At 52.1% G+C, this 17751-nt stretch carries 18 protein-coding genes; 9 read left to right on the plus strand and 9 right to left on the minus strand.

What is annotated here, in order from left to right:
• The first annotated feature begins 19 nt into the window (after window positions 1-19).
• The gene (gene rhtC, locus BS639_RS03515) at window positions 20-649 is read left to right on the plus strand and encodes a threonine export protein RhtC (RefSeq protein ID WP_084982270.1); all 630 of its coding nucleotides are present in this window, start codon (window positions 20-22) and stop codon (window positions 647-649) included.
• A 53-nt stretch (window positions 650-702) separates the two neighbouring features.
• Here rhtC and rhtB read toward each other — a convergent pair whose 3' ends face one another.
• Window positions 703-1323: a homoserine/homoserine lactone efflux protein gene (gene rhtB, locus BS639_RS03520; RefSeq protein WP_055773324.1), complete on the minus strand. Its 621-nt coding sequence runs from the start codon at window positions 1321-1323 to the stop codon at window positions 703-705.
• A 171-nt stretch (window positions 1324-1494) separates the two neighbouring features.
• Here rhtB and pldB point away from each other — a divergent pair, with 171 nt between their 5' ends.
• Together pldB and yigL are read left to right on the plus strand one after the other, a co-directional pair.
• Window positions 1495-2487, plus strand: coding sequence for a lysophospholipase L2 (pldB, locus tag BS639_RS03525; RefSeq protein WP_055773322.1), 993 nt, complete (start codon window positions 1495-1497; stop codon window positions 2485-2487).
• A gap of 48 nt (window positions 2488-2535) precedes the next feature.
• The gene (gene yigL, locus BS639_RS03530) at window positions 2536-3345 is read left to right on the plus strand and encodes a sugar/pyridoxal phosphate phosphatase YigL (protein WP_055773320.1); all 810 of its coding nucleotides are present in this window, start codon (window positions 2536-2538) and stop codon (window positions 3343-3345) included.
• Between the two features lie 73 nt (window positions 3346-3418).
• Here yigL and glpT read toward each other — a convergent pair whose 3' ends face one another.
• The 3 genes from glpT to BS639_RS03545 form a co-directional block, all read right to left on the minus strand.
• Window positions 3419-4771, minus strand: a complete 1353-nt coding sequence (gene glpT / locus BS639_RS03535; protein WP_055773317.1) for a glycerol-3-phosphate transporter — start codon at window positions 4769-4771, stop codon at window positions 3419-3421.
• 318 nt (window positions 4772-5089) lie between these two features.
• A complete protein-coding gene (locus BS639_RS03540) occupies window positions 5090-5656 on the minus strand; it encodes a DcrB family lipoprotein (RefSeq protein WP_055773315.1) in 567 nt (188 codons plus the stop codon).
• Window positions 5657-5763: 107 nt separating this feature from the next.
• A complete protein-coding gene (locus tag BS639_RS03545) occupies window positions 5764-6453 on the minus strand; it encodes a 7-cyano-7-deazaguanine/7-aminomethyl-7-deazaguanine transporter (protein WP_055773314.1) in 690 nt (229 codons plus the stop codon).
• Between the two features lie 243 nt (window positions 6454-6696).
• Here BS639_RS03545 and tusA point away from each other — a divergent pair, with 243 nt between their 5' ends.
• On the plus strand, window positions 6697-6948 hold the full coding sequence (gene tusA / locus BS639_RS03550; RefSeq protein ID WP_055773312.1) for a sulfurtransferase TusA: 252 nt from the start codon (window positions 6697-6699) through the stop codon (window positions 6946-6948).
• Between the two features lie 63 nt (window positions 6949-7011).
• On the opposite strand, the gene BS639_RS03555 is transcribed toward tusA, so the two are convergent.
• The 4 genes from BS639_RS03555 to rsmD form a co-directional block, all read right to left on the minus strand.
• On the minus strand, window positions 7012-9360 hold the full coding sequence (locus BS639_RS03555) for a zinc/cadmium/mercury/lead-transporting ATPase (protein WP_084982271.1): 2349 nt from the start codon (window positions 9358-9360) through the stop codon (window positions 7012-7014).
• 85 nt (window positions 9361-9445) lie between these two features.
• Window positions 9446-10072 (minus strand): lysoplasmalogenase, encoded by a 627-nt coding sequence (locus tag BS639_RS03560; protein WP_055773308.1) that lies wholly within the window; start codon window positions 10070-10072, stop codon window positions 9446-9448.
• Between the two features lie 231 nt (window positions 10073-10303).
• Entirely contained in the window at window positions 10304-10579 is a 276-nt protein-coding gene (locus BS639_RS03565) for a DUF1145 family protein (RefSeq protein ID WP_055773306.1), read from the minus strand.
• Entirely contained in the window at window positions 10569-11192 is a 624-nt protein-coding gene (gene rsmD, locus BS639_RS03570) for a 16S rRNA (guanine(966)-N(2))-methyltransferase (protein WP_084982272.1), read from the minus strand. The genes BS639_RS03565 and rsmD overlap by 11 nt, the downstream gene beginning before the upstream one ends.
• A 260-nt stretch (window positions 11193-11452) precedes the next feature.
• Here rsmD and ftsY point away from each other — a divergent pair, with 260 nt between their 5' ends.
• The 4 genes from ftsY to rpoH all read left to right on the plus strand — a co-directional run bounded on the left by ftsY (window position 11453) and on the right by rpoH (window position 15696).
• Entirely contained in the window at window positions 11453-12865 is a 1413-nt protein-coding gene (gene ftsY / locus BS639_RS03575; protein ID WP_084982273.1) for a signal recognition particle-docking protein FtsY, read from the plus strand.
• Window positions 12866-12870: 5 nt separating this feature from the next.
• A complete protein-coding gene (gene ftsE / locus BS639_RS03580; RefSeq protein ID WP_084982274.1) occupies window positions 12871-13542 on the plus strand; it encodes a cell division ATP-binding protein FtsE in 672 nt (223 codons plus the stop codon).
• Window positions 13532-14512, plus strand: a complete 981-nt coding sequence (gene ftsX, locus BS639_RS03585; protein WP_084982275.1) for a permease-like cell division protein FtsX — start codon at window positions 13532-13534, stop codon at window positions 14510-14512. The genes ftsE and ftsX overlap by 11 nt, the downstream gene beginning before the upstream one ends.
• 326 nt (window positions 14513-14838) lie before the next feature.
• On the plus strand, window positions 14839-15696 hold the full coding sequence (rpoH, locus tag BS639_RS03590; RefSeq protein ID WP_055773296.1) for an RNA polymerase sigma factor RpoH: 858 nt from the start codon (window positions 14839-14841) through the stop codon (window positions 15694-15696).
• Between the two features lie 100 nt (window positions 15697-15796).
• Here rpoH and panM read toward each other — a convergent pair whose 3' ends face one another.
• Complete coding sequence (gene panM / locus BS639_RS03595; RefSeq protein ID WP_084982276.1) at window positions 15797-16204, minus strand: aspartate 1-decarboxylase autocleavage activator PanM; 408 nt, start codon at window positions 16202-16204, stop codon at window positions 15797-15799.
• A 412-nt stretch (window positions 16205-16616) separates the two neighbouring features.
• Between panM and BS639_RS03600 the strand changes: the two genes are divergently transcribed.
• Complete coding sequence (locus BS639_RS03600) at window positions 16617-17729, plus strand: branched-chain amino acid ABC transporter substrate-binding protein (RefSeq protein ID WP_055773292.1); 1113 nt, start codon at window positions 16617-16619, stop codon at window positions 17727-17729.
• Window positions 17730-17751 lie beyond the last annotated feature (22 nt).

Below are 17751 nucleotides of genomic sequence, written 5' to 3' on the forward strand. Positions count from 1 at the left end.
AATAGGGGAGCAGTAAGCAATGTTAATTCTGTTTTTAACCGTCGCAGCCGTACATCTGGTGGCGCTAATGTCACCGGGACCCGACTTCTTTTTCGTTTCGCAAACGGCAATGAGCCGATCGCGTAAAGAGGCGATGATGGGCGTGCTCGGCATTACTCTTGGGGTATTGGTGTGGGCTGCGGTGGCGCTAATGGGCCTGCATCTCCTGCTGCAAAAAATGGCGTGGTTACATCAAATTATCACCGTGGGCGGCGGCCTTTATCTGTGCTGGATGGGCTGGCAGCTGCTGAAGTCGGCCCGCGCCAAAAAAGCGGCAGACGGCAAGGGTGCAGAGGCACCGGCCATTGTTCTGCCTGCGCGCGGTAAAACCTTTATGCGTGGCCTGCTGACTAACCTGTCTAACCCAAAGGCGGTTATCTACTTCGGCAGTATCTTCTCGCTGTTTGTCGGCGACAGCGTCGGCAGCGGTGAACGTTGGGGTCTTTTTGCACTGATAAGCTTAGAAACGTTGGCTTGGTTCTCCGTGGTAGCCGTCGTGTTTGCGCTGCCGGTTATGCGCCGTGGCTATCAGCGTTTGGCCAAGTGGATTGACGGCGTGGCGGGCGTGCTGTTTGCCGGTATCGGCATACACCTGATCATTTCGCGCTAAGTCTTAATCTTTCGAATTAAAGGGGCATGCTTAAGCAAGCCCCTTTTTTTGTTTTAAATCTTGCGCGCAGTGGCCAACAACAGGCCCACCATCATAAACAGTGAACCAAAAATACGGTTGAGCAGAGTCATTTGTTTAGGGGCTTTAATCCAGCCTGAAATACGTTTTGCCAGCGTGGCATAACCTATCATCACAATAATATCGACCACCACCGTGGTAATGCCCAATACGAGATACTGCGCGACCTGTGGCTGGTGTGGGATAATAAACTGCGGGAAAAGTGCGGCGAGAAACACGATGCTCTTCGGATTGGTTAGATTGACCAGCACTGCACGCTTGAACAGTCTGCGACGTGGCATGCTGCTGGCCAGCGCGTTCATATCAATGGCACCCGCCGCACGCCATTGGCAAATACCCAGCCAGATGAGATAGGCTGCACCACACCATTTCAAAATTTCGAAGGCCAGCAAAGACTGTGACACCAATGCGCCGAGGCCAATTCCCACCAGCACGATATGAATCGATAGCCCGAGCTGCAGTCCGGCAATCGACGCCACTGAACCTCGATAGCCGTGGCTAATGCCGGTGCTCATGGTGTTGATTGCGCCAGAGCCCGGCGACAGACTCAAAATTGAGGTCGTTAATAAATAGGTTAGCCACCAGTCCAATGTCATTATTGCTTATCCCTGATTGAGTTTTGGAATGCGGGTCCCGAATAAATAATCGGATTCGCGAAATCTATTGAGATGCCTCTTTTTGTGGCACAATACGCTATTGTTAAAATTTGCGCTACGGCCTGAAAACAACTTATTTCTCCACGCGGCACTTTAGTTCTGGGACAGTCAATGTCAGCAAATTACGAGCGGTGGTTAACGCGAGAATACGGTTTTTCTGCTTTTGCCAACGGGCCGCTGCTGGACTTCTGGCGCAGCAGGGAAGAAGGCGAATTTACAGGGGTTGATGACGTCCCAATCCGCTACGTGCGCTTCTGCTCGCCCAGTCATAATAAAGTCATCTTGGTGTCAACCGGACGTATTGAAAGCTATGTAAAGTACCCAGAGCTGGCGTACGACCTTTTCCACTGCGGTTACGACGTCATGATCGTTGACCACCGAGGGCAGGGGCGATCCGGTCGTTTGCTCGAAGACCCACATCGCGGACACGTCCAGAATTTTGACGACTATGTCACCGACCTGTCTACTTTTTATCAGCTTGAAATTGCGCCACGTCAGTACGCTAAAAGGTTTGCGTTGGCCCACTCGATGGGCGGGGCAATATTGGCTTTATGGCTAGCGCGAGAGCCCAATAATTTTGACGCTGCGGTGCTTTCAGCCCCCATGACCGGCATTTATTTACGGATGCCAAACTGGCTAACGCGCAAAATTTTAAACTGGGCCGAGAGCCGCCCTGTTTATCGTGACGGCTTCGCGCTGGGCACTGGCAGTTGGCGGCCTCTGCCGTTTGTGGTTAACCGTTTGACGCACAGCCGCGAGCGCTATCGACGCAACCAGCGCTTTTACTCCGACTACCCCGAGCTACGCGTCGGCGGCCCAACTTATCACTGGGTGCGGGAAAGCATTCAGGCGGGTATGCAGATACTCGAAGAAGCCAAAAATATTACGACACCGTTGCTCTTGTTGCAGGCGAGTGAAGACCATGTCGTCGATAACCGGTCACACACCGCTTTTTGTCAGGCCATGGCCATAGCCGGGCATCCCTGTGAAGGAGGGAAACCGCGGGTCATTGAAGGCGCACGGCATGAGATCCTGTTCGAGCGGGACGCTATGCGGGCGCAGGCGCTAGACGCCATCATGCGCTTCTTTGCGCAACAAAATTAATCCGCGGTTTTCCGCGCACAACTCCATCAGAGGTTAGAACCTAACGTTATGTATCATGTTGTTGCTTCCGATTTAGACGGCACGCTGCTGTCACCCGATCATACCCTGAGCCCTTTCGCCAAAGAGACCCTGCAGCAGTTGACTCAGCGGGATATTCACTTTGTGTTCGCCACCGGCCGTCACCACATTGACGTTGGGCAAATTCGCGACAATCTGGGCATCAGCGCCTATATGATTACCTCGAACGGTGCGCGCGTGCACAACACCGACGGCGAACTGATCTTCAGCCATAACCTTGCCCCGGATATCGCCGAAGAATTGTTTGGCATCGTGCACGGCGATCCTGATATTTTGACCAACGTTTACCGCGACGATGACTGGTATATGAACCGCGATCGTCGCGATCAGGATGATTTTTTTAAAGAGTCTATCTTTAAATACAAACTTTATGAGCCGGGCCTGCTGGAAACCGACAGCATCGCCAAGGTGTATTTCACCTGTGAAGATCATGAAAAACTGATCCCGCTCGAACAGGCGATCAACGCGCGCTGGGGCGATCGCGTCAATGTCAGTTTCTCTCTGCCGGTCTGTCTGGAAGTCATGGCCGGCGGTGTGTCAAAAGGTCACGCGCTGGAAGAAGTGTCCAAGCTGATGGGCTATACGCTGAAAGACTGCATCGCGTTTGGTGATGGCATGAACGACCTCGAAATGCTCAATATGTCGGGTAAGGGCTGTCTGATGAGTGGTTCACTGCCGCGTCTTAAGGCCGCAATGCCGGATGCTGAAATCATTGGTTCCAATGCCGATGATGCCGTGCCGCACTATCTTCGAAAAATGTATTTGAATAACGACCGCTAATCCGTTGTTAAAGAAAAATGCCCGCCAGTTTTGCAACTGGCGGGCATTGTGGGTTTTTCTACTGCTTAAATTCTTAGCCGCGTTTTGCTAACGCCGCCTTGTGCTTGTTTTCGCTGAACATGGTCATCAGCAGCAGAATCACGGCCAGCACGCAGCCGCCAATCATCAGCATAAAGCCGCCGTTCCAACCATAGCTGTCTACGGTATAACCTACGATGGCACTTGCCGCGACCGACCCGCCCAGATATCCAAATAGACCGGTAAAGCCTGCCGCCGTGCCTGCCGCTTTCTTCGGCGCCAGTTCAAGTGCGTGCAGACCAATCAGCATGACCGGCCCATAAATCAGGAAACCGATAGTGATCATGCAGGCCATATCAACGCTCGGGTTTCCTACCGGATTGAGCCAGTAGACCACAGTGGCAATAGTGACCAGCGTCATGAAGAACACACCGGTCGCCCCGCGATTACCTTTGAACACTTTGTCCGACATCCAGCCGCACAGCAGTGTCCCTGGAATTCCAGCATATTCATAGAGGAAATAGGTCCATGAAGACTTATCCAGCGCGAAGTGTTTTACCTCTTTCAAATAGGTCGGTGACCAGTCCAAAATGCCGTAGCGCAGCAGGTAGACGAACACGTTAGCCAGCGCGATGTACCACAGCAGTTTGTTCGGCAAAACGTACTGCATGAAAATCTGTTTCGCGGTTAACTCTTTTTCTGCCGAGTCCTTGTCGTAGTCCGGCGGATAGTCATTTTTGTACTCTTCGATTGGCGGCAGTCCGCAGGACTGCGGGGTGTCACGCATCATCACGAAGGCAAATACCGCCAGCGCAATGGCGGCAAAGGCTGGCATATAGAGCGCAGCGCGCCAGTCGTTAAACCACGCCATACCCAGCAGGAACAGCAGCGGAGGAATGCCGCCGCCCACATTGTGCGCGCAGTTCCAAACGGAAACGATGCCGCCGCGCTCTTTCTGCGACCACCAGTGCACCATAGTTCTGCCGCACGGTGGCCAACCCATGCCCTGGAACCATCCACAAAGGAACAGCAGGACAAACATGATGGCGATACTTGAGGTTGCCCAAGGCACAAAGCCCATAAACAACATGACAGCGCCAGACAAAATGAGACCGGCGGGCAAGAAGACGCGCGGGTTTGAACGGTCGGAAACCGCACCCATGATAAATTTCGAAAAGCCGTAGGCGATGGAAATCCCCGACAGCGCCAGACCGAGGTCGCCGCGCGAGAAGCCTTGCTCAACCAGATATGGCATCGCCAACGCAAAGTTCTTGCGCACCAGGTAGTAGGCAGCGTAGCCGAAGAAGATGCCGATAAATATTTGCCAGCGCAGGCGGCGGTATAGTGGATCGATATGGGTGTCGTCAACCGGCGCAATGTGAGCAGCAGGTTTGAAAATACTTAGCATGGATGCCTCCGAGGCATATTCCCTGGGTATTGAAATGTTCCATAACGAGCGTCATTAGAGTCCGAGGCACGAAGATGGATTGGATTTATGACATTAATGTTACAGATTTATGAATCACGAGCAGATTTTGCCGGATTTATTAACAATTTGAAATATTAATGCGGGTAAATTGGCGGGGAGAGATCACGTTTTAAGACTTAATCTGGAATTTAATGCGCATTTGTGTTCGTTTTTGAGCGAAATGGCGGGTAAGGCTAGAGAGGAAGACATGACGCGGAGAGAGACAGGTCCCTCCGCGTTTAATACATTTTAAATGACTTACTGAACTTTCAAGGTGTTGATAATGGACTCTGCGTCGGTCTGCGCCTGCTGTTGGTTATCCGCTGGCAGGGTAATTTGCATAGTCATCAGCTGGTTGTCGATTTTTGCCAGCACGATTGATGAGTAGGCTTTCTGACCGGCAGAATTAATCACGCTGTCGTACTGTTGCAGCGTCTGACCATTAACCTGAATAGATTTGTTGGTCACCACCTGTAGATTGGTGTCACGTTCATGCTGTTGCTGTTCCAAGCGGTTGGCAATAGTTTCCAGTGAGTCAGGCGTTGAGTCGCCCAGAATAACAATCACCGCTTTTTGCCCGGTTTTATCCGCATAAACGTGCATGTTATTAGCCTGCGTGCCGAGCTTACCGCTCTGGTCGCTCATGCCTTGGGGCAGTGAAAACGAAACTTTGCCGTCAAGCAGGCTTATTGGCTGCATTGATGCCGTGGCTGCTGGCGCTGCGCCCTTGTCTGCCGATGCTGTTTTATCATCAGTTTTGCCATCGCAGGCGGCCAAACCGGCAACCAGCAGCGTTATTCCCATAAACTTGGCTAATTTGTGCATAGGGCTTCCTTTAAGTTTCACGCACTCTATCCCGTCACTAAGCGTAACGGGTATAGGTAATTGACTTCACGGCCTTTATGGCAACCTATTCAACGCCGAAAAGCAAGTTAGATATTGGCGGTTTTTGTGTCGTCGTTAAAGTGCACAGCATCACTTTTACCTGATTGAGCAAGGCGCTTAAGCAGGACATTCAACAGCATACCGTACATCGGCAGGAAGAAAATCAGACAAATGAGCAATTTGAAACTGTAGTCGACCAGTGCAATTTCAACCCAATGCTGAGCCATAAAAGCGTCGCTGCTTTTATAGAAGGCAATAAAGAAGAACGCCAGCGTATCGCTGATATTGCCCAAGAACATTGCGGCCGTAGGGGCTACCCACCAGCTGTTGCGCTGACGCAGACGGTTAAATACCTGCACATCAAGGATTTGCCCGAGCACGTAAGCCATAAAGCTTGCCGTAGCAATGCGTGCGACCATGATGTTCAGACTGCCGAGCGAAGCAAACCCCTGCCAGCTTCCCTGATAAAACAGCGCAGAGATAACGTAGGAGATGGCCAATGCCGGCAGCATCACTGACAAAATGATGCGGCGAGCCAGTGGGGCACCAAAAATGCGTACCGTCAGATCAGTGGCCAGAAAAATAAACGGGAACGTAAACGCGCCCCAGGTGGTGGTAAACCCAAAGATGGAGACAGGCAGTTGCACCAGATAGTTGCTGGAGGTGATGATGGCGATATGGAATAGCGAAAGCCATATCAACGCGGAAAACCGCTGTTGAGCAGAAAAGGAGTACATAAATTGTGACCTTTTTAGTGGTTGGGGTGAGGGAACCCAATAATGTCTATGGCACAAACGACCAATAGATTAAATTTCGTGCTAAAGACGGCGATTTTACCGCCGCGGCGCGCATACTATCCGTTTGCGCAACAAAATGCTATCCCCCTTGTTTCACCGTGAGTGGGTTAACGGCAGCTTGCGCCGGTGGAAATGCGGGGTAAACTGTCGCGCAATACGTTATCGGTGATGAAGAGAACAGACATGAACGACCCCTTTGACCATGCGGATCAACAGCTAGACGCACAGGGCCTGCGTTGCCCAGAGCCGGTGATGATGGTGCGCAAAGCGGTGCGCAAGATGAACGACGGCGAAACGCTGTTGATTATTGCTGACGATCCGGCGACCACTCGCGATATTCCCGGCTTCTGTCGCTTTATGGAGCATACTTTGCTGGCGTCCGACACCGAACAACTGCCTTACCGTTTTCTGTTGAAAAAAGGCACCGGCGTTTAAATCACGCCAGTGCCGTTAGTCAGCGCATGTTACACGTGGGGCCGAACGACAAAACTGATTTTTTTATGATTTTTTCCTGAGCAGGCGCAGCGCATTGGCGGTCACCAGCGCGGTTGCACCCGAATCTGCCAATACGGCCAGCCACAGGCCAGTGAGTCCCATCAGCGTGGTGACCAGGAAAATAGCCTTCAAACCAAGGGCAATAGTAATATTTTGGCGAATATTAGCGCGCGTTGCCCGTGAAAGGCGGATCATATGCGCCAGCCCGCTTAACCGATTGTGGGTCAGTGCGGCGTCTGCCGTTTCTAACGCGACGTCAGTCCCGCTGCCCATTGCGATGCCAATACGCGCTGCCTTCATTGCTGGGGCATCGTTAATGCCGTCGCCAACCATTGCCGTCACGCGATGCTGACCTAATTCGGCCACTGCCTGCACTTTGTCCGCAGGCAGTAATCCCGCTTTGAAATCAATGCCTAGCCTTTCAGCAATACTGCGCGCGGCCAGTGGGTTATCCCCGGTCAGCATCACCGTTTCAATCCCCAGGTTTTTCAACTCTGCCAGTGCGCTAACGGCATCTTCACGCAGTCTGTCCTGCATTGCCAGCAGGCCAAGAACGCGCTGTTCTTCAAGCACGACGACAACTGTTTTGCCGACGGATTCCAGCGCGGAAATTTGCGCGACCGAGCTAGGCGTTAAGGCGTTCTTAGGCAGATGCTTAGGCGCCGCGACCAGCACGTGCTTATCATTCACCCAGCCCTCAACTCCAACGCCGGCCAGTGCTTTGCGTCGATCGGCAGTCAGTGGCGGATGAGCTGCGGCGGCGGCAATAATGGCTTTTGCCAGTGGATGATGCGAGCCGGCTTCCACCGCTGCCGCCATCGCCAGCACTTGCTCTATTGGCACATCGGCCAGCAAAACAGTGTCGGTGACTTCGGGTTTGCCCTCAGTCAAAGTCCCCGTTTTATCTAGCGCAATTGTGTTTACCAGCGCCAGCTGTTCTAGCGCAGCGCCGCCTTTAATTAGCGCACCCTGACGCGTTGCGGCAGCCAGACCCGAGGTAATGGCGGCAGGCGTTGAGATAACCAGCGCACAGGGGCAGCCAATCAGCAACAGCGTCAGACCGCGATAAATCCACGTATCCCAAGGCAGGCCCATGGCCAGCGGCGGGATAATAATGACCAGCAGCGCCATTAGCATAATGACCGGCGTGTAGTAACGACTGAAGGTGTCGAGGAAGCGTTCTATAGGCGCACGACGCTCTTCAGCTTCTTCTATTAATTGCAGAATACGGTCGATGGCGCTTTGCCCCGGGGCCGAAGCGACCTGCAGTTGCGCAACGCTGTCGATGCACAGGCTTCCAGCGGGCACTTTCTCACCCGGCTGGCGTTCGACAGGCACAGACTCCCCGGTCAATGCGCTTTCATCAAAGCTTGCGACGGCCTGCATCAGCACGGCATCCACCGGCAGGCGGCTACCGGCGGCGACTTCAATGATATCGTTCTGTTGCAGGCTGGCGACGGGCACGGTTTGCAGTTTACCGGCTACTTTTTTCTGCGCACTTTCAGGAATCAAGGCCATCAGGGCTTTTACGCCACTGCGCGCGCGGCTGGCGGCAAAGGCCTCAAGCTTTTCACCGACCATAAACAGCAGCAGCACCATGGCGGCCTCGGCGGTTGCGCCAATAAACAGCGCGCCGATGGCGGCAATGCTCATCAAGGTTTCGATGGCAAACGGCGTACCGCTGCGCGTTTGTTTAATTGCCTGAACCAATACCGGCCAAAGACCCACCAGCGTTGTAACGATAAAGGCGATGTTGCCCCAGGGATGAGCAAACTGTGCCAGCGCGGTGCTGAGCAGCATCATGATTATCAGGCCGATAAGCGGGGCATTTTCTTTCAGGTGAGAGGGCGCAACCTGAGGAAGATCTGATTTTTTTAGAGTAAAACCGGCGGCGGTGACGGCTTTTATCACGTGTGAAGAAATATCCTCATTGGCATCGACAACCAGTTTTTCGGTAGCAAACAGCACTTTTGCACTGTTGACATGAGGCAGGCCGCTGACGGCATTTTCAATCTTGCGCGCGCAGCTTGGGCAGTCCATACCGGAGACCAGCCAGCTGTAGCGCTGGCTATCGGGGGCTGCCGCGCCTAAATCGCTGGGGCTTTCCTCATCACTACTCCCGCCGTCACTGCCATCACTACAGCAGCTGTCTTGAGTAGGTGAGTGCTCACTGGGTGGCGTTACGTTACAGCACGACGTGGTGGTTACCGAGGCTGATTCGCTGCAGCAACTCGCCGGATGTGGGCCCGCGGGCTTGATGGGGGTGATTTTCTTAAATGCCATTGCGGGAGGCGCAGAGGATGCGCAGCGAGTGCCACAGCGTTTGGAATGTTGATGCTGTTGTGTTGACATAGAATCTCCAGATGAGCGTTGTTGAGCGCTGATTTCAGGAGTCTACACCCTGGAGTAAACTCCAGGGTCAAGTCAAAAACGTCGATTAAAGATAAAGCGAGCGTACGATCAGGAAGTGTCCGGCAAAATAGCAGGCGGCAACAATTGCATCGGCGGCGCGGAACTTGAAGCGGTAGTGACTGATAGTCCAGACAATATTGGCCAGCAGCAGCAAAATTGAGCCACACAATAACGAAAAAGCCAAGTCGGTGCTGCGGTAAAAGTATTGTTCACCGGCAACCCACACCATTAGCAGCGTCATGACAATAAAGGTCATCACCGCCCAGCGCATTTCCTCGAGCCTGCTCCAGATAATCGCCAGTAATATCACGCCGACAATCGCCAGTATTGCCGGTAGCGGCCAGAAAAAGGTGAAGCTCATCTGGCTGGCAAAGCTCAAAGTATAGAGAAGATGCGACAGGAAAAATGCGCCGATCGCATAAAGATAACGTTCGCGAGGAAGCAGCAGCAGCGCATCGGCAATCAGTGTGGCCATCAGTCCCAGCACAATCAGATACCCGTTGGTGCCCATTACTGGCGCCTGCCAGGCGAGCAGCATCAGCAGCAGCAGGGTCACAGGTTTGAACACCCATCCCTGCCAGCGAGGCCCACGATAACGTGCGTCGACATACAGCCAACCCGAAAGAAATACAGCAATAAACGGCCAACTCATTGTTTATCCTTATTTATAAAAAGTAAGCAAAGAACTGCCAAAAACGGCAGAGCGATACCTGCTCCACCTCATGCTTTCAGTGTAGGAGAGGCACGGGGTGGCCGACAATCTTAAAAGAGACTTAAAATTGAGCGCGAAGGGGCAAAGTGGGATTTCAAAGAGTTTGGTTTAGTTTTGGTATAGCTTTAAGACACTGCGCAGCGAACGTGCGCAGTGCTTATCAGCGTGGGATTACTTCTTCGGCATCGGCGGCTGTTTCTTCTGCCAGGCCATTAATTCAAATACGCCAAACAGGAAAATACGCAGTTGCAGCCAAGCGCCAATAGGCGCCTGATCTTTACCCTGAGTGGCTTTGAGCAGCATCACCTGCAAACCGTGCATGAAAAACATAAACACCATTGCCACATCGAGGAAATATTTCATCGGTTTAGGGAAGGGATGAATGATGTTTGACAGCAAAAAAATCCAGATGCAAAGCATCAATAAACGACCAACATTAATCAACATCTGACTGCTCCTGTGGCGAGGTGTCAGCAGCAAGCGTGACCTCGCGGTGATATAAGCGGTAGGCAACTTGCCCAGCGATCTTTTCCCGATGCAGGCGCCAACTGGCGGGCACGGGGATTGCGCCGTGTTCTACTTCTGATTCAATGTAAATCCAGGCCTCTTCCGCCAGCCAGCCGTTGGCGTCGAGCAGGCCAATAGTGTCTTGCAGAATGCCTTTGCGAAAAGGCGGGTCGAGAAAAACGACGTCATACGCCTGACCATTTTTAGCCAGCCAATTCAGAGAATTGACGTTAACCACTTGGCCATTTTGCGCGTTGAGCAGTGCCAGATTTTTTTCAAGCTGCTGCGCTACCGGCTTTTCGAATTCCAGTAACGTCGCGCTGCCAGCATAGCGAGACAGCGCCTCAATACCGAGCGCACCGCTGCCGGCAAAGCAGTCGAGGCAACGCGCACCCTGAATAACCGGCGCGAGCCAATTAAATAACGTTTCTCTGACCCTGTCGGTGGTCGGTCGCAGTCCTGGGCTATGCGGAACCGGTAGCTTGCGTCCACGCCATTGCCCGCCGATCAGGCGAATTTGGCCAGCAGCCGGGGTTTGCGGTTTTTTTGCCATAGTTTCGATTGTAGATTCTGGTTGTATAAAAGTCTTCGGGTGTCAGGAACACGGGTTGAGGGGCTATTCTACCGGTGTGATGCTCTGGAGGCTACCGCGACGTCACGGCTGTTTCGCATTGTTACCACGTAGTTGATTGTATGAGCAGCGAATTCATCACTCAGGCGTGTTGCGTTTAAGGGAAAGTGATAGACTGCTAGGTTATTACCCTATTAATAATCCGTTCGTCGGTAATTAACGGCGTGGAGTGAAGTTGTAAAATGGCAAAAGAGAAAAAACGCGGTTTTCTTTCCTGGTTTGGACGGGGTCGCAAAGAAGAAGAACAGCCGCAAGAGACAACGCCGGTTGAGCAGCCCCTTGAGCCGGTAGAGCAGGACGAGACCCTGCATGAGCCCACTCACACTGAGGTCGAGATTGCTGAAATTGAACCTGAGGCTGTTAAAGCGCCAGAGGTGATTGAGGCTGAGCCCGTTGCAGTAAAAGTGACCGAAGCAGAAGTTGTAGACGCTGACGTTGTAGATGCTGACATTGTTGCCGTTGCCGAGCCGGTTATCAGTCATAACGCGGAAGAGTTGGCGCAGGAAATTGTGGCGGTGACCGAAGAGGTTGCTACCCATCAACATCGGGTTGACGTTGTATCTGAGCCAGAGCCAGAGCCAGAAATCTTTGAAGAAAAAGAGTTACCGGTTGCGCTTGAGCCGCTGGTAACCCTGCCTGCATTGGAACAGCAAATCGAGCAGGATCGCCCAACAAAAGAGGGTTTCTTCGCCCGTTTAAAACGCAGCCTGGTTAAAACGCGTCAGAATCTTGGTTCCGGCTTTGTTGGCCTGTTCCGCGGTAAGAAAATTGATGACGAGTTGTTCGAAGAGCTCGAAGAGCAACTGCTGGTTGCGGACGTCGGGGTTGAAACAACCCGTAAAATCATTACTTCGCTGACTGAACACGCCAGCCGCAAGCAGCTTAAAGATGCGGAAGCGCTGTACGGCAAGCTGAAGGAAGAAATGTCTGAAATATTGGCTAAAGTTGATAAGCCGCTGGATGTCACTGGGAAAAGCCCGTATGTCATCCTTATGGTCGGGGTCAACGGCGTCGGTAAGACCACGACTATCGGTAAATTGGCGCGCCAGTTCGCCGCCGAGGGCAAATCTGTGATGTTGGCGGCGGGTGATACCTTCCGTGCGGCGGCGGTTGAGCAGCTTCAGGTGTGGGGTCAGCGCAACAATATTCCGGTGATTGCCCAGCACACCGGCGCGGATTCTGCATCGGTGATTTTTGATGCTATTCAGGCGGCCAAGTCACGAAAAATTGACGTGCTGATTGCCGATACGGCAGGGCGTTTGCAAAACAAATCTCATTTGATGGAAGAGCTTAAGAAGATTGTCCGAGTGATGAAAAAACTGGACGAGGACGCCCCTCATGAGGTTATGCTGACACTTGACGCCAGTACCGGACAGAACGCCGTCAGTCAGGCGAAACTGTTTAACGAAGCTGTCGGTCTAACAGGTATTACGCTGACCAAACTGGATGGTACTGCCAAAGGCGGCGTGATTTTTGCCATCGCCGACCAGTTTGAGATCCCTATCCGCTATATCGGTGTGGGTGAAGGTATCGAAGATTTAAGGCCATTCAAGGCTGACGATTTTATTGAGGCACTTTTTGCCCGAGAGGATTAATACGGATGATTCGCTTTGAACAGGTCAGTAAAGCTTATCTAGGCGGGCGACAGGCGCTGCAGGGCGTCGATTTCCACATTCAGCAGGGTGAAATGGCATTTTTGACCGGTCATTCCGGTGCCGGTAAAAGTACTCTGTTGAAACTGATTTGCGGCATTGAACGCCCGAGCGCGGGCCATATTTTATTTGGTGGCCACGACATTAGCCGCCTGAAGGCGCGCGAAGTCCCGTTTCTGCGCCGCCAGATTGGCATGATATTTCAGGATCACCACCTGCTGCTCGACAGAACTGTTTACGACAATGTCGCGATGCCTCTGATCATTGCCGGTGCAAGTGGTGAAGACATTCGACGCCGGGTTTCGGCTGCACTCGACAAAGTGGGCCTGTTGGACAAGGCGAAGAACTTCCCTATTCAACTTTCCGGCGGTGAACAGCAGCGGGTGGGTATTGCTCGCGCCGTGGTGAACAAACCAGCGGTGCTGCTGGCCGATGAGCCTACGGGTAACCTGGACGAAGTGTTGTCGGAGGGAATTTTGCGGTTGTTTGAAGAGTTTAACCGCGTTGGCGTGACTGTATTGATGGCAACCCATGACATGGGGCTGATTGCCAGCCGCCGCTATCGTACGCTGACCCTGAGTCAGGGAAGAGTAGCCGGAGGCGCATACCATGGCCAATAGTCCTAAGCCGGGCCGCACGGCCAAGAGCGCACGTGATACCAAAAGCAAAGCGCTGCAGGGCGGATTCCGCGAGCAGTGGCGCTATGCGTGGAGCAACACCATCCGCGACATGCTGCGCCAGCCGCTGGCAACGTTGTTGACCGTCATGGTGATTGCCATCTCGCTGACCCTGCCGAGTGTGTGCTATCTGGTGTGGAAAAACGTGAGTCAGGCCGCGGAGCAGTGGTATCCCACGCCGCAATTAACGGTTTATCTCGATAAATCGCTGGATGATGACGCGGCCATGAACGTAATGAAAGCGCTTAAAGCTGAAGCTGGCGTTGATAAGGTTAACTACCTTTCTCGGCAGGAAGCGATGAGCGAATTCCGCAACTGGTCAGGCTTTGGCGGTGCCATGGATATGCTGGAGCAAAACCCGCTCCCTGCGGTGGCAATCATCACGCCGAAAATGAACTTTGAAGATTCCAAGACACTGAACACCTTGCGTGACCGAGTTGCTGCCGTACAGGGCGTAGACGAAGTGCGCATGGACGACAGCTGGTTTGCGCGACTCGCTGCGTTGACTGGGCTGGTGGGGCAAATAGCTGCCATGATTGGCGTCTTGATGATCGTGGCTGTGTTCTTGGTCATCGGCAACAGCGTGCGCCTGAGCATTTTCAGTCGCCGCGATACTATTAACGTAATGAAACTTATCGGCGCCACCGATGGGTTTATCTTGAGGCCGTTTCTCAACGGCGGTGCAATGCTCGGATTTTGTGGGGCTCTGCTCTCGCTTATTCTTTCAGAAGCGCTGGTGTTGCGTTTAGAGGCAGTGGTGACGCAGGTTGCCTCGGTGTTTGGCACTAACTTTGATCTTCACGGGTTAGGGTGGGATGAAAGCCTGCTGCTGCTGTTGATCTCGGCGATGATCGGTTGGATCGCGGCCTACCTTGCAACGGTGCAACATTTACGACGATTTACACCACAATAAGATTTTTTTGGTATACTCTTCCCTTGTAGCTGTGGGTTGTGTTGCAAGGGAAGACCCATTTCAATAGTCTGCTTTAAAGGATCCTTGTTATTTAGGATCTTATGAACTCTCTTCCTCTTGAGCACGATTTCCCAATCATTTTCCCTGTACCTCGCATACAGTCATTGGGCCGAATAAGGCGCTAATGAGTGAACTTTGAGTGAGTTTCAGGGTCATATCAGCAGCAATGTGAGTGGTTCTTCGCTGTCGTAATACGGTTATCCGTTGGTATTCATTCCGCGACAACGTTGTGTAAAACCTTCTTACGTCACATTAGAGAGGCTTTAATGACCAAAGAAATGCAAACTTTAGCACTAGTACCCCAAGGTAGCCTGGAAGCCTATGTCAGGGCCGCCAATGCCTATCCTATGCTCACGGCAGAGGAAGAACGGGCACTGGCTGAACGGCTGCATTACGAGGGCGATCTGGAAGCAGCTAAACAGCTAATCCTGTCTCACCTGCGCTTTGTCGCTCATATCGCCCGTAATTATTCCGGTTACGGTCTGCCGCAGGCTGACCTTATCCAGGAAGGCAACATTGGCCTGATGAAAGCGGTTCGCCGCTTTAATCCCGAGGTCGGTGTACGTCTGGTTTCCTTCGCCGTGCACTGGATAAAAGCAGAGATCCACGAGTACGTGCTGCGTAACTGGCGCATCGTGAAAGTGGCTACCACTAAAGCACAACGTAAGTTGTTCTTTAACCTGCGCAAAAACAAGAAGCGCCTGGGTTGGTTTAGCCATGAAGAAGTCGAACACGTTGCTCGTGAGCTTGGTGTAACCAGTAAAGACGTGCTAGAAATGGAATCTCGCATGGCGGCACAGGACATGACCTTTGACCCAACGCCGGACGAAGAGCCGCGCGATGGTCAAGCAATGGCGCCTATGCTGTATTTGCAGGATAAAAGCTCTGACTTCGCAGAAACTATCGAAGATGATAACTGGGAAACCAACGCAGCCGATAAACTGACCTTCGCAATGGAAGGGCTGGACGAGCGTAGTCAGGATATTATCCGTGCCCGCTGGCTTGACGACGACAATAAGTCGACGCTTCAGGAACTGGCTGACAAATACGGTGTTTCTGCCGAGCGCGTTCGCCAACTTGAAAAAAATGCGATGAAAAAGTTGCGACTGGCTATCGAAGCCTGATTTATTGTCTTTGATTAAACGGCCTGTGAACAGCAGGTATCACGTAAAAAAGCGACCCACTGAGGTCGCTTTTTTTATGGCTACAGAAAACGACCCGACGTTAGTGAGGCCGAACTTTCTGCCAGCTGTTTCCAACCAACCTGAAACCACAGGCCTGCATAAAGGCGTCGAATGCCGCACTGTCAGTCTGGGTAATACCGGGCTGGGCCTGAATCGAAAACGTTATTATTTCGGGAAGCTGTAGCTGTAAATCCTCAATCAGATACAAGCCTACGCCGCGTCTGCGTGTGACCTCACGTACGCACAAATCACCTAATTCAGCTTTGGTACCCGTCACCGAAACTTTCACCGCCGCCAGTAGCCTATCATTAAATCGCGCTGCAAAAATCATTCGTTGCCCCACGATCCCGCTGCGCCAGTCGGCACACTGCTGCTGTGGCCAAATCTTGGCTAAATCGATTTTGTCCTGCGGAGTAAGGTTGTCGAGCTTTACGATGGTTAATTTCATGATTTAGGCACAGATAACAAAGGGAAAAGGACAATGAACAGTGTACTGGATAACCCTTTCAGTGGTGCGTAACTTTTTTTGTACAATAACAGTTAGAAAATATTTTCCGCACAGGCGTATAAAATATAAACGGCGGACTAATTTTAACTAAGCAGTTTTAACCGCTGACAACTTCGCGATTTGCCGCGTTTAACCCCAAATAAAATTCTGTTTACACCTCATGTTTCTGAGTGTGAGATTTGATTTGCAGAAGAAAATTCCTGTTTAATGATGTGATAAATAAGCGTTTTATTAGTGAATAAGACCAAAAAAACCTGCTAACTCATTATTACTTATGGCGAAAGCCTCATGTGAGCATGTTTTAAGCAGGTGGATATACGACATCACAACATAATCAAACGGGGTAGTCAGGATGAAATTAACAAAGGGTAAAGTCTGGTTAGCGGGCTGTGTTGCTCTGGCACTTGGCCACTCAGCCATAGCCAAGGACATAAAAGTTGCCATCGTTGGCGCGATGTCCGGACCGGTTGCCCAATACGGCGACATGGAATTTACCGGTGCAAAACAGGCGATTGCAGATATTAACGCTAAGGGCGGTATTAAGGGCGACAAGCTGGTCGGTGTTGAATACGACGACGCCTGCGATCCTAAACAGGCCGTGGCTGTAGCTAACAAAGTCATCAACGACGGCATTCGCTATGTTATTGGGCACCTGTGCTCTTCTTCTACTCAGCCTGCATCAGATATATATGAAGACGAAGGCGTGATTATGATTACGCCAGCGGCGACTAACGCCGACCTGACTACCCGTGGTTATAAGATGATTATGCGCACCACCGGTCTGGACTCCGATCAAGGCCCAACCGCGGCTAAATATATCCTCGACACCATCAAACCTCAGCGCATCGCGGTTATTCACGACAAGCAACAGTACGGTGAAGGTCTGGCGCGTTCTGTACAAGACAGCCTGAAGAAATCCGGCGGCAACGTGGTGATGTTTGAAGGGATTACGGCGGGTGACAAAGACTTCTCTACGCTGGTGGCGCGCTTGAAAAAAGAGAACGTTGATTTTGTCTATTTCGGTGGCTATTACCCAGAAATGGGTCAAATCCTGCGTCAGTCCAAACAGGCTGGTCTAAACGCCAAGTTTATGGGCCCGGAAGGCGTGGGTAACTCCTCGCTCTCAAACATTGCCGGGGCTGCGTCCGAAGGCATGCTGGTCACACTGCCAAAACGTTATGATCAGGTTCCTGCCAACCAGCCAATCGTTGATGCACTGAAGGCTAAAAAGCTCGACCCAACCGGCCCGTTTGTCTGGACCACCTATGCGGCACTGCAGGCGTTAACCACGGGTATGACCCGCAGCGGCAGCATGGAGCCGGCTGATATCGTCAAAAATCTTAAATCAGCACCGGTCGATACCGTCATGGGCCCGCTGAGCTGGGATGAGAAGGGTGATTTGAAAGGCTTCGAGTTTGGCATCTTCGAGTGGCACGCCGACGGCACTTCTACGCCGATTAAGTAATAATTTTAAACTCTCGGCCATC

This window comes from Rouxiella silvae, from assembly GCF_002093625.1.
GTDB lineage: Bacteria > Pseudomonadota > Gammaproteobacteria > Enterobacterales > Enterobacteriaceae > Rouxiella > Rouxiella silvae.

Coding starts and splice junctions, on each gene's coding strand:
- glpT (WP_055773317.1), bottom strand. CDS start 4,771: ATGCTAAGTATTTTCAAACCTGCTGCTCACATTGCGCCGGTTGACGAC.
- rpoH (WP_055773296.1), top strand. CDS start 14,839: ATGACCAAAGAAATGCAAACTTTAGCACTAGTACCCCAAGGTAGCCTG.
- rhtC (WP_084982270.1), top strand. CDS start 20: ATGTTAATTCTGTTTTTAACCGTCGCAGCCGTACATCTGGTGGCGCTA.
- pldB (WP_055773322.1), top strand. CDS start 1,495: ATGTCAGCAAATTACGAGCGGTGGTTAACGCGAGAATACGGTTTTTCT.
- panM (WP_084982276.1), bottom strand. CDS start 16,204: ATGAAATTAACCATCGTAAAGCTCGACAACCTTACTCCGCAGGACAAA.
- ftsE (WP_084982274.1), top strand. CDS start 12,871: ATGATTCGCTTTGAACAGGTCAGTAAAGCTTATCTAGGCGGGCGACAG.
- BS639_RS03555 (WP_084982271.1), bottom strand. CDS start 9,360: ATGTCAACACAACAGCATCAACATTCCAAACGCTGTGGCACTCGCTGC.
- BS639_RS03560 (WP_055773308.1), bottom strand. CDS start 10,072: ATGAGTTGGCCGTTTATTGCTGTATTTCTTTCGGGTTGGCTGTATGTC.
- BS639_RS03545 (WP_055773314.1), bottom strand. CDS start 6,453: ATGTACTCCTTTTCTGCTCAACAGCGGTTTTCCGCGTTGATATGGCTT.
- BS639_RS03600 (WP_055773292.1), top strand. CDS start 16,617: ATGAAATTAACAAAGGGTAAAGTCTGGTTAGCGGGCTGTGTTGCTCTG.
- ftsY (WP_084982273.1), top strand. CDS start 11,453: ATGGCAAAAGAGAAAAAACGCGGTTTTCTTTCCTGGTTTGGACGGGGT.
- BS639_RS03540 (WP_055773315.1), bottom strand. CDS start 5,656: ATGCACAAATTAGCCAAGTTTATGGGAATAACGCTGCTGGTTGCCGGT.
- BS639_RS03565 (WP_055773306.1), bottom strand. CDS start 10,579: ATGTTGATTAATGTTGGTCGTTTATTGATGCTTTGCATCTGGATTTTT.
- ftsX (WP_084982275.1), top strand. CDS start 13,532: ATGGCCAATAGTCCTAAGCCGGGCCGCACGGCCAAGAGCGCACGTGAT.
- yigL (WP_055773320.1), top strand. CDS start 2,536: ATGTATCATGTTGTTGCTTCCGATTTAGACGGCACGCTGCTGTCACCC.
- tusA (WP_055773312.1), top strand. CDS start 6,697: ATGAACGACCCCTTTGACCATGCGGATCAACAGCTAGACGCACAGGGC.
- rsmD (WP_084982272.1), bottom strand. CDS start 11,192: ATGGCAAAAAAACCGCAAACCCCGGCTGCTGGCCAAATTCGCCTGATC.
- rhtB (WP_055773324.1), bottom strand. CDS start 1,323: ATGACATTGGACTGGTGGCTAACCTATTTATTAACGACCTCAATTTTG.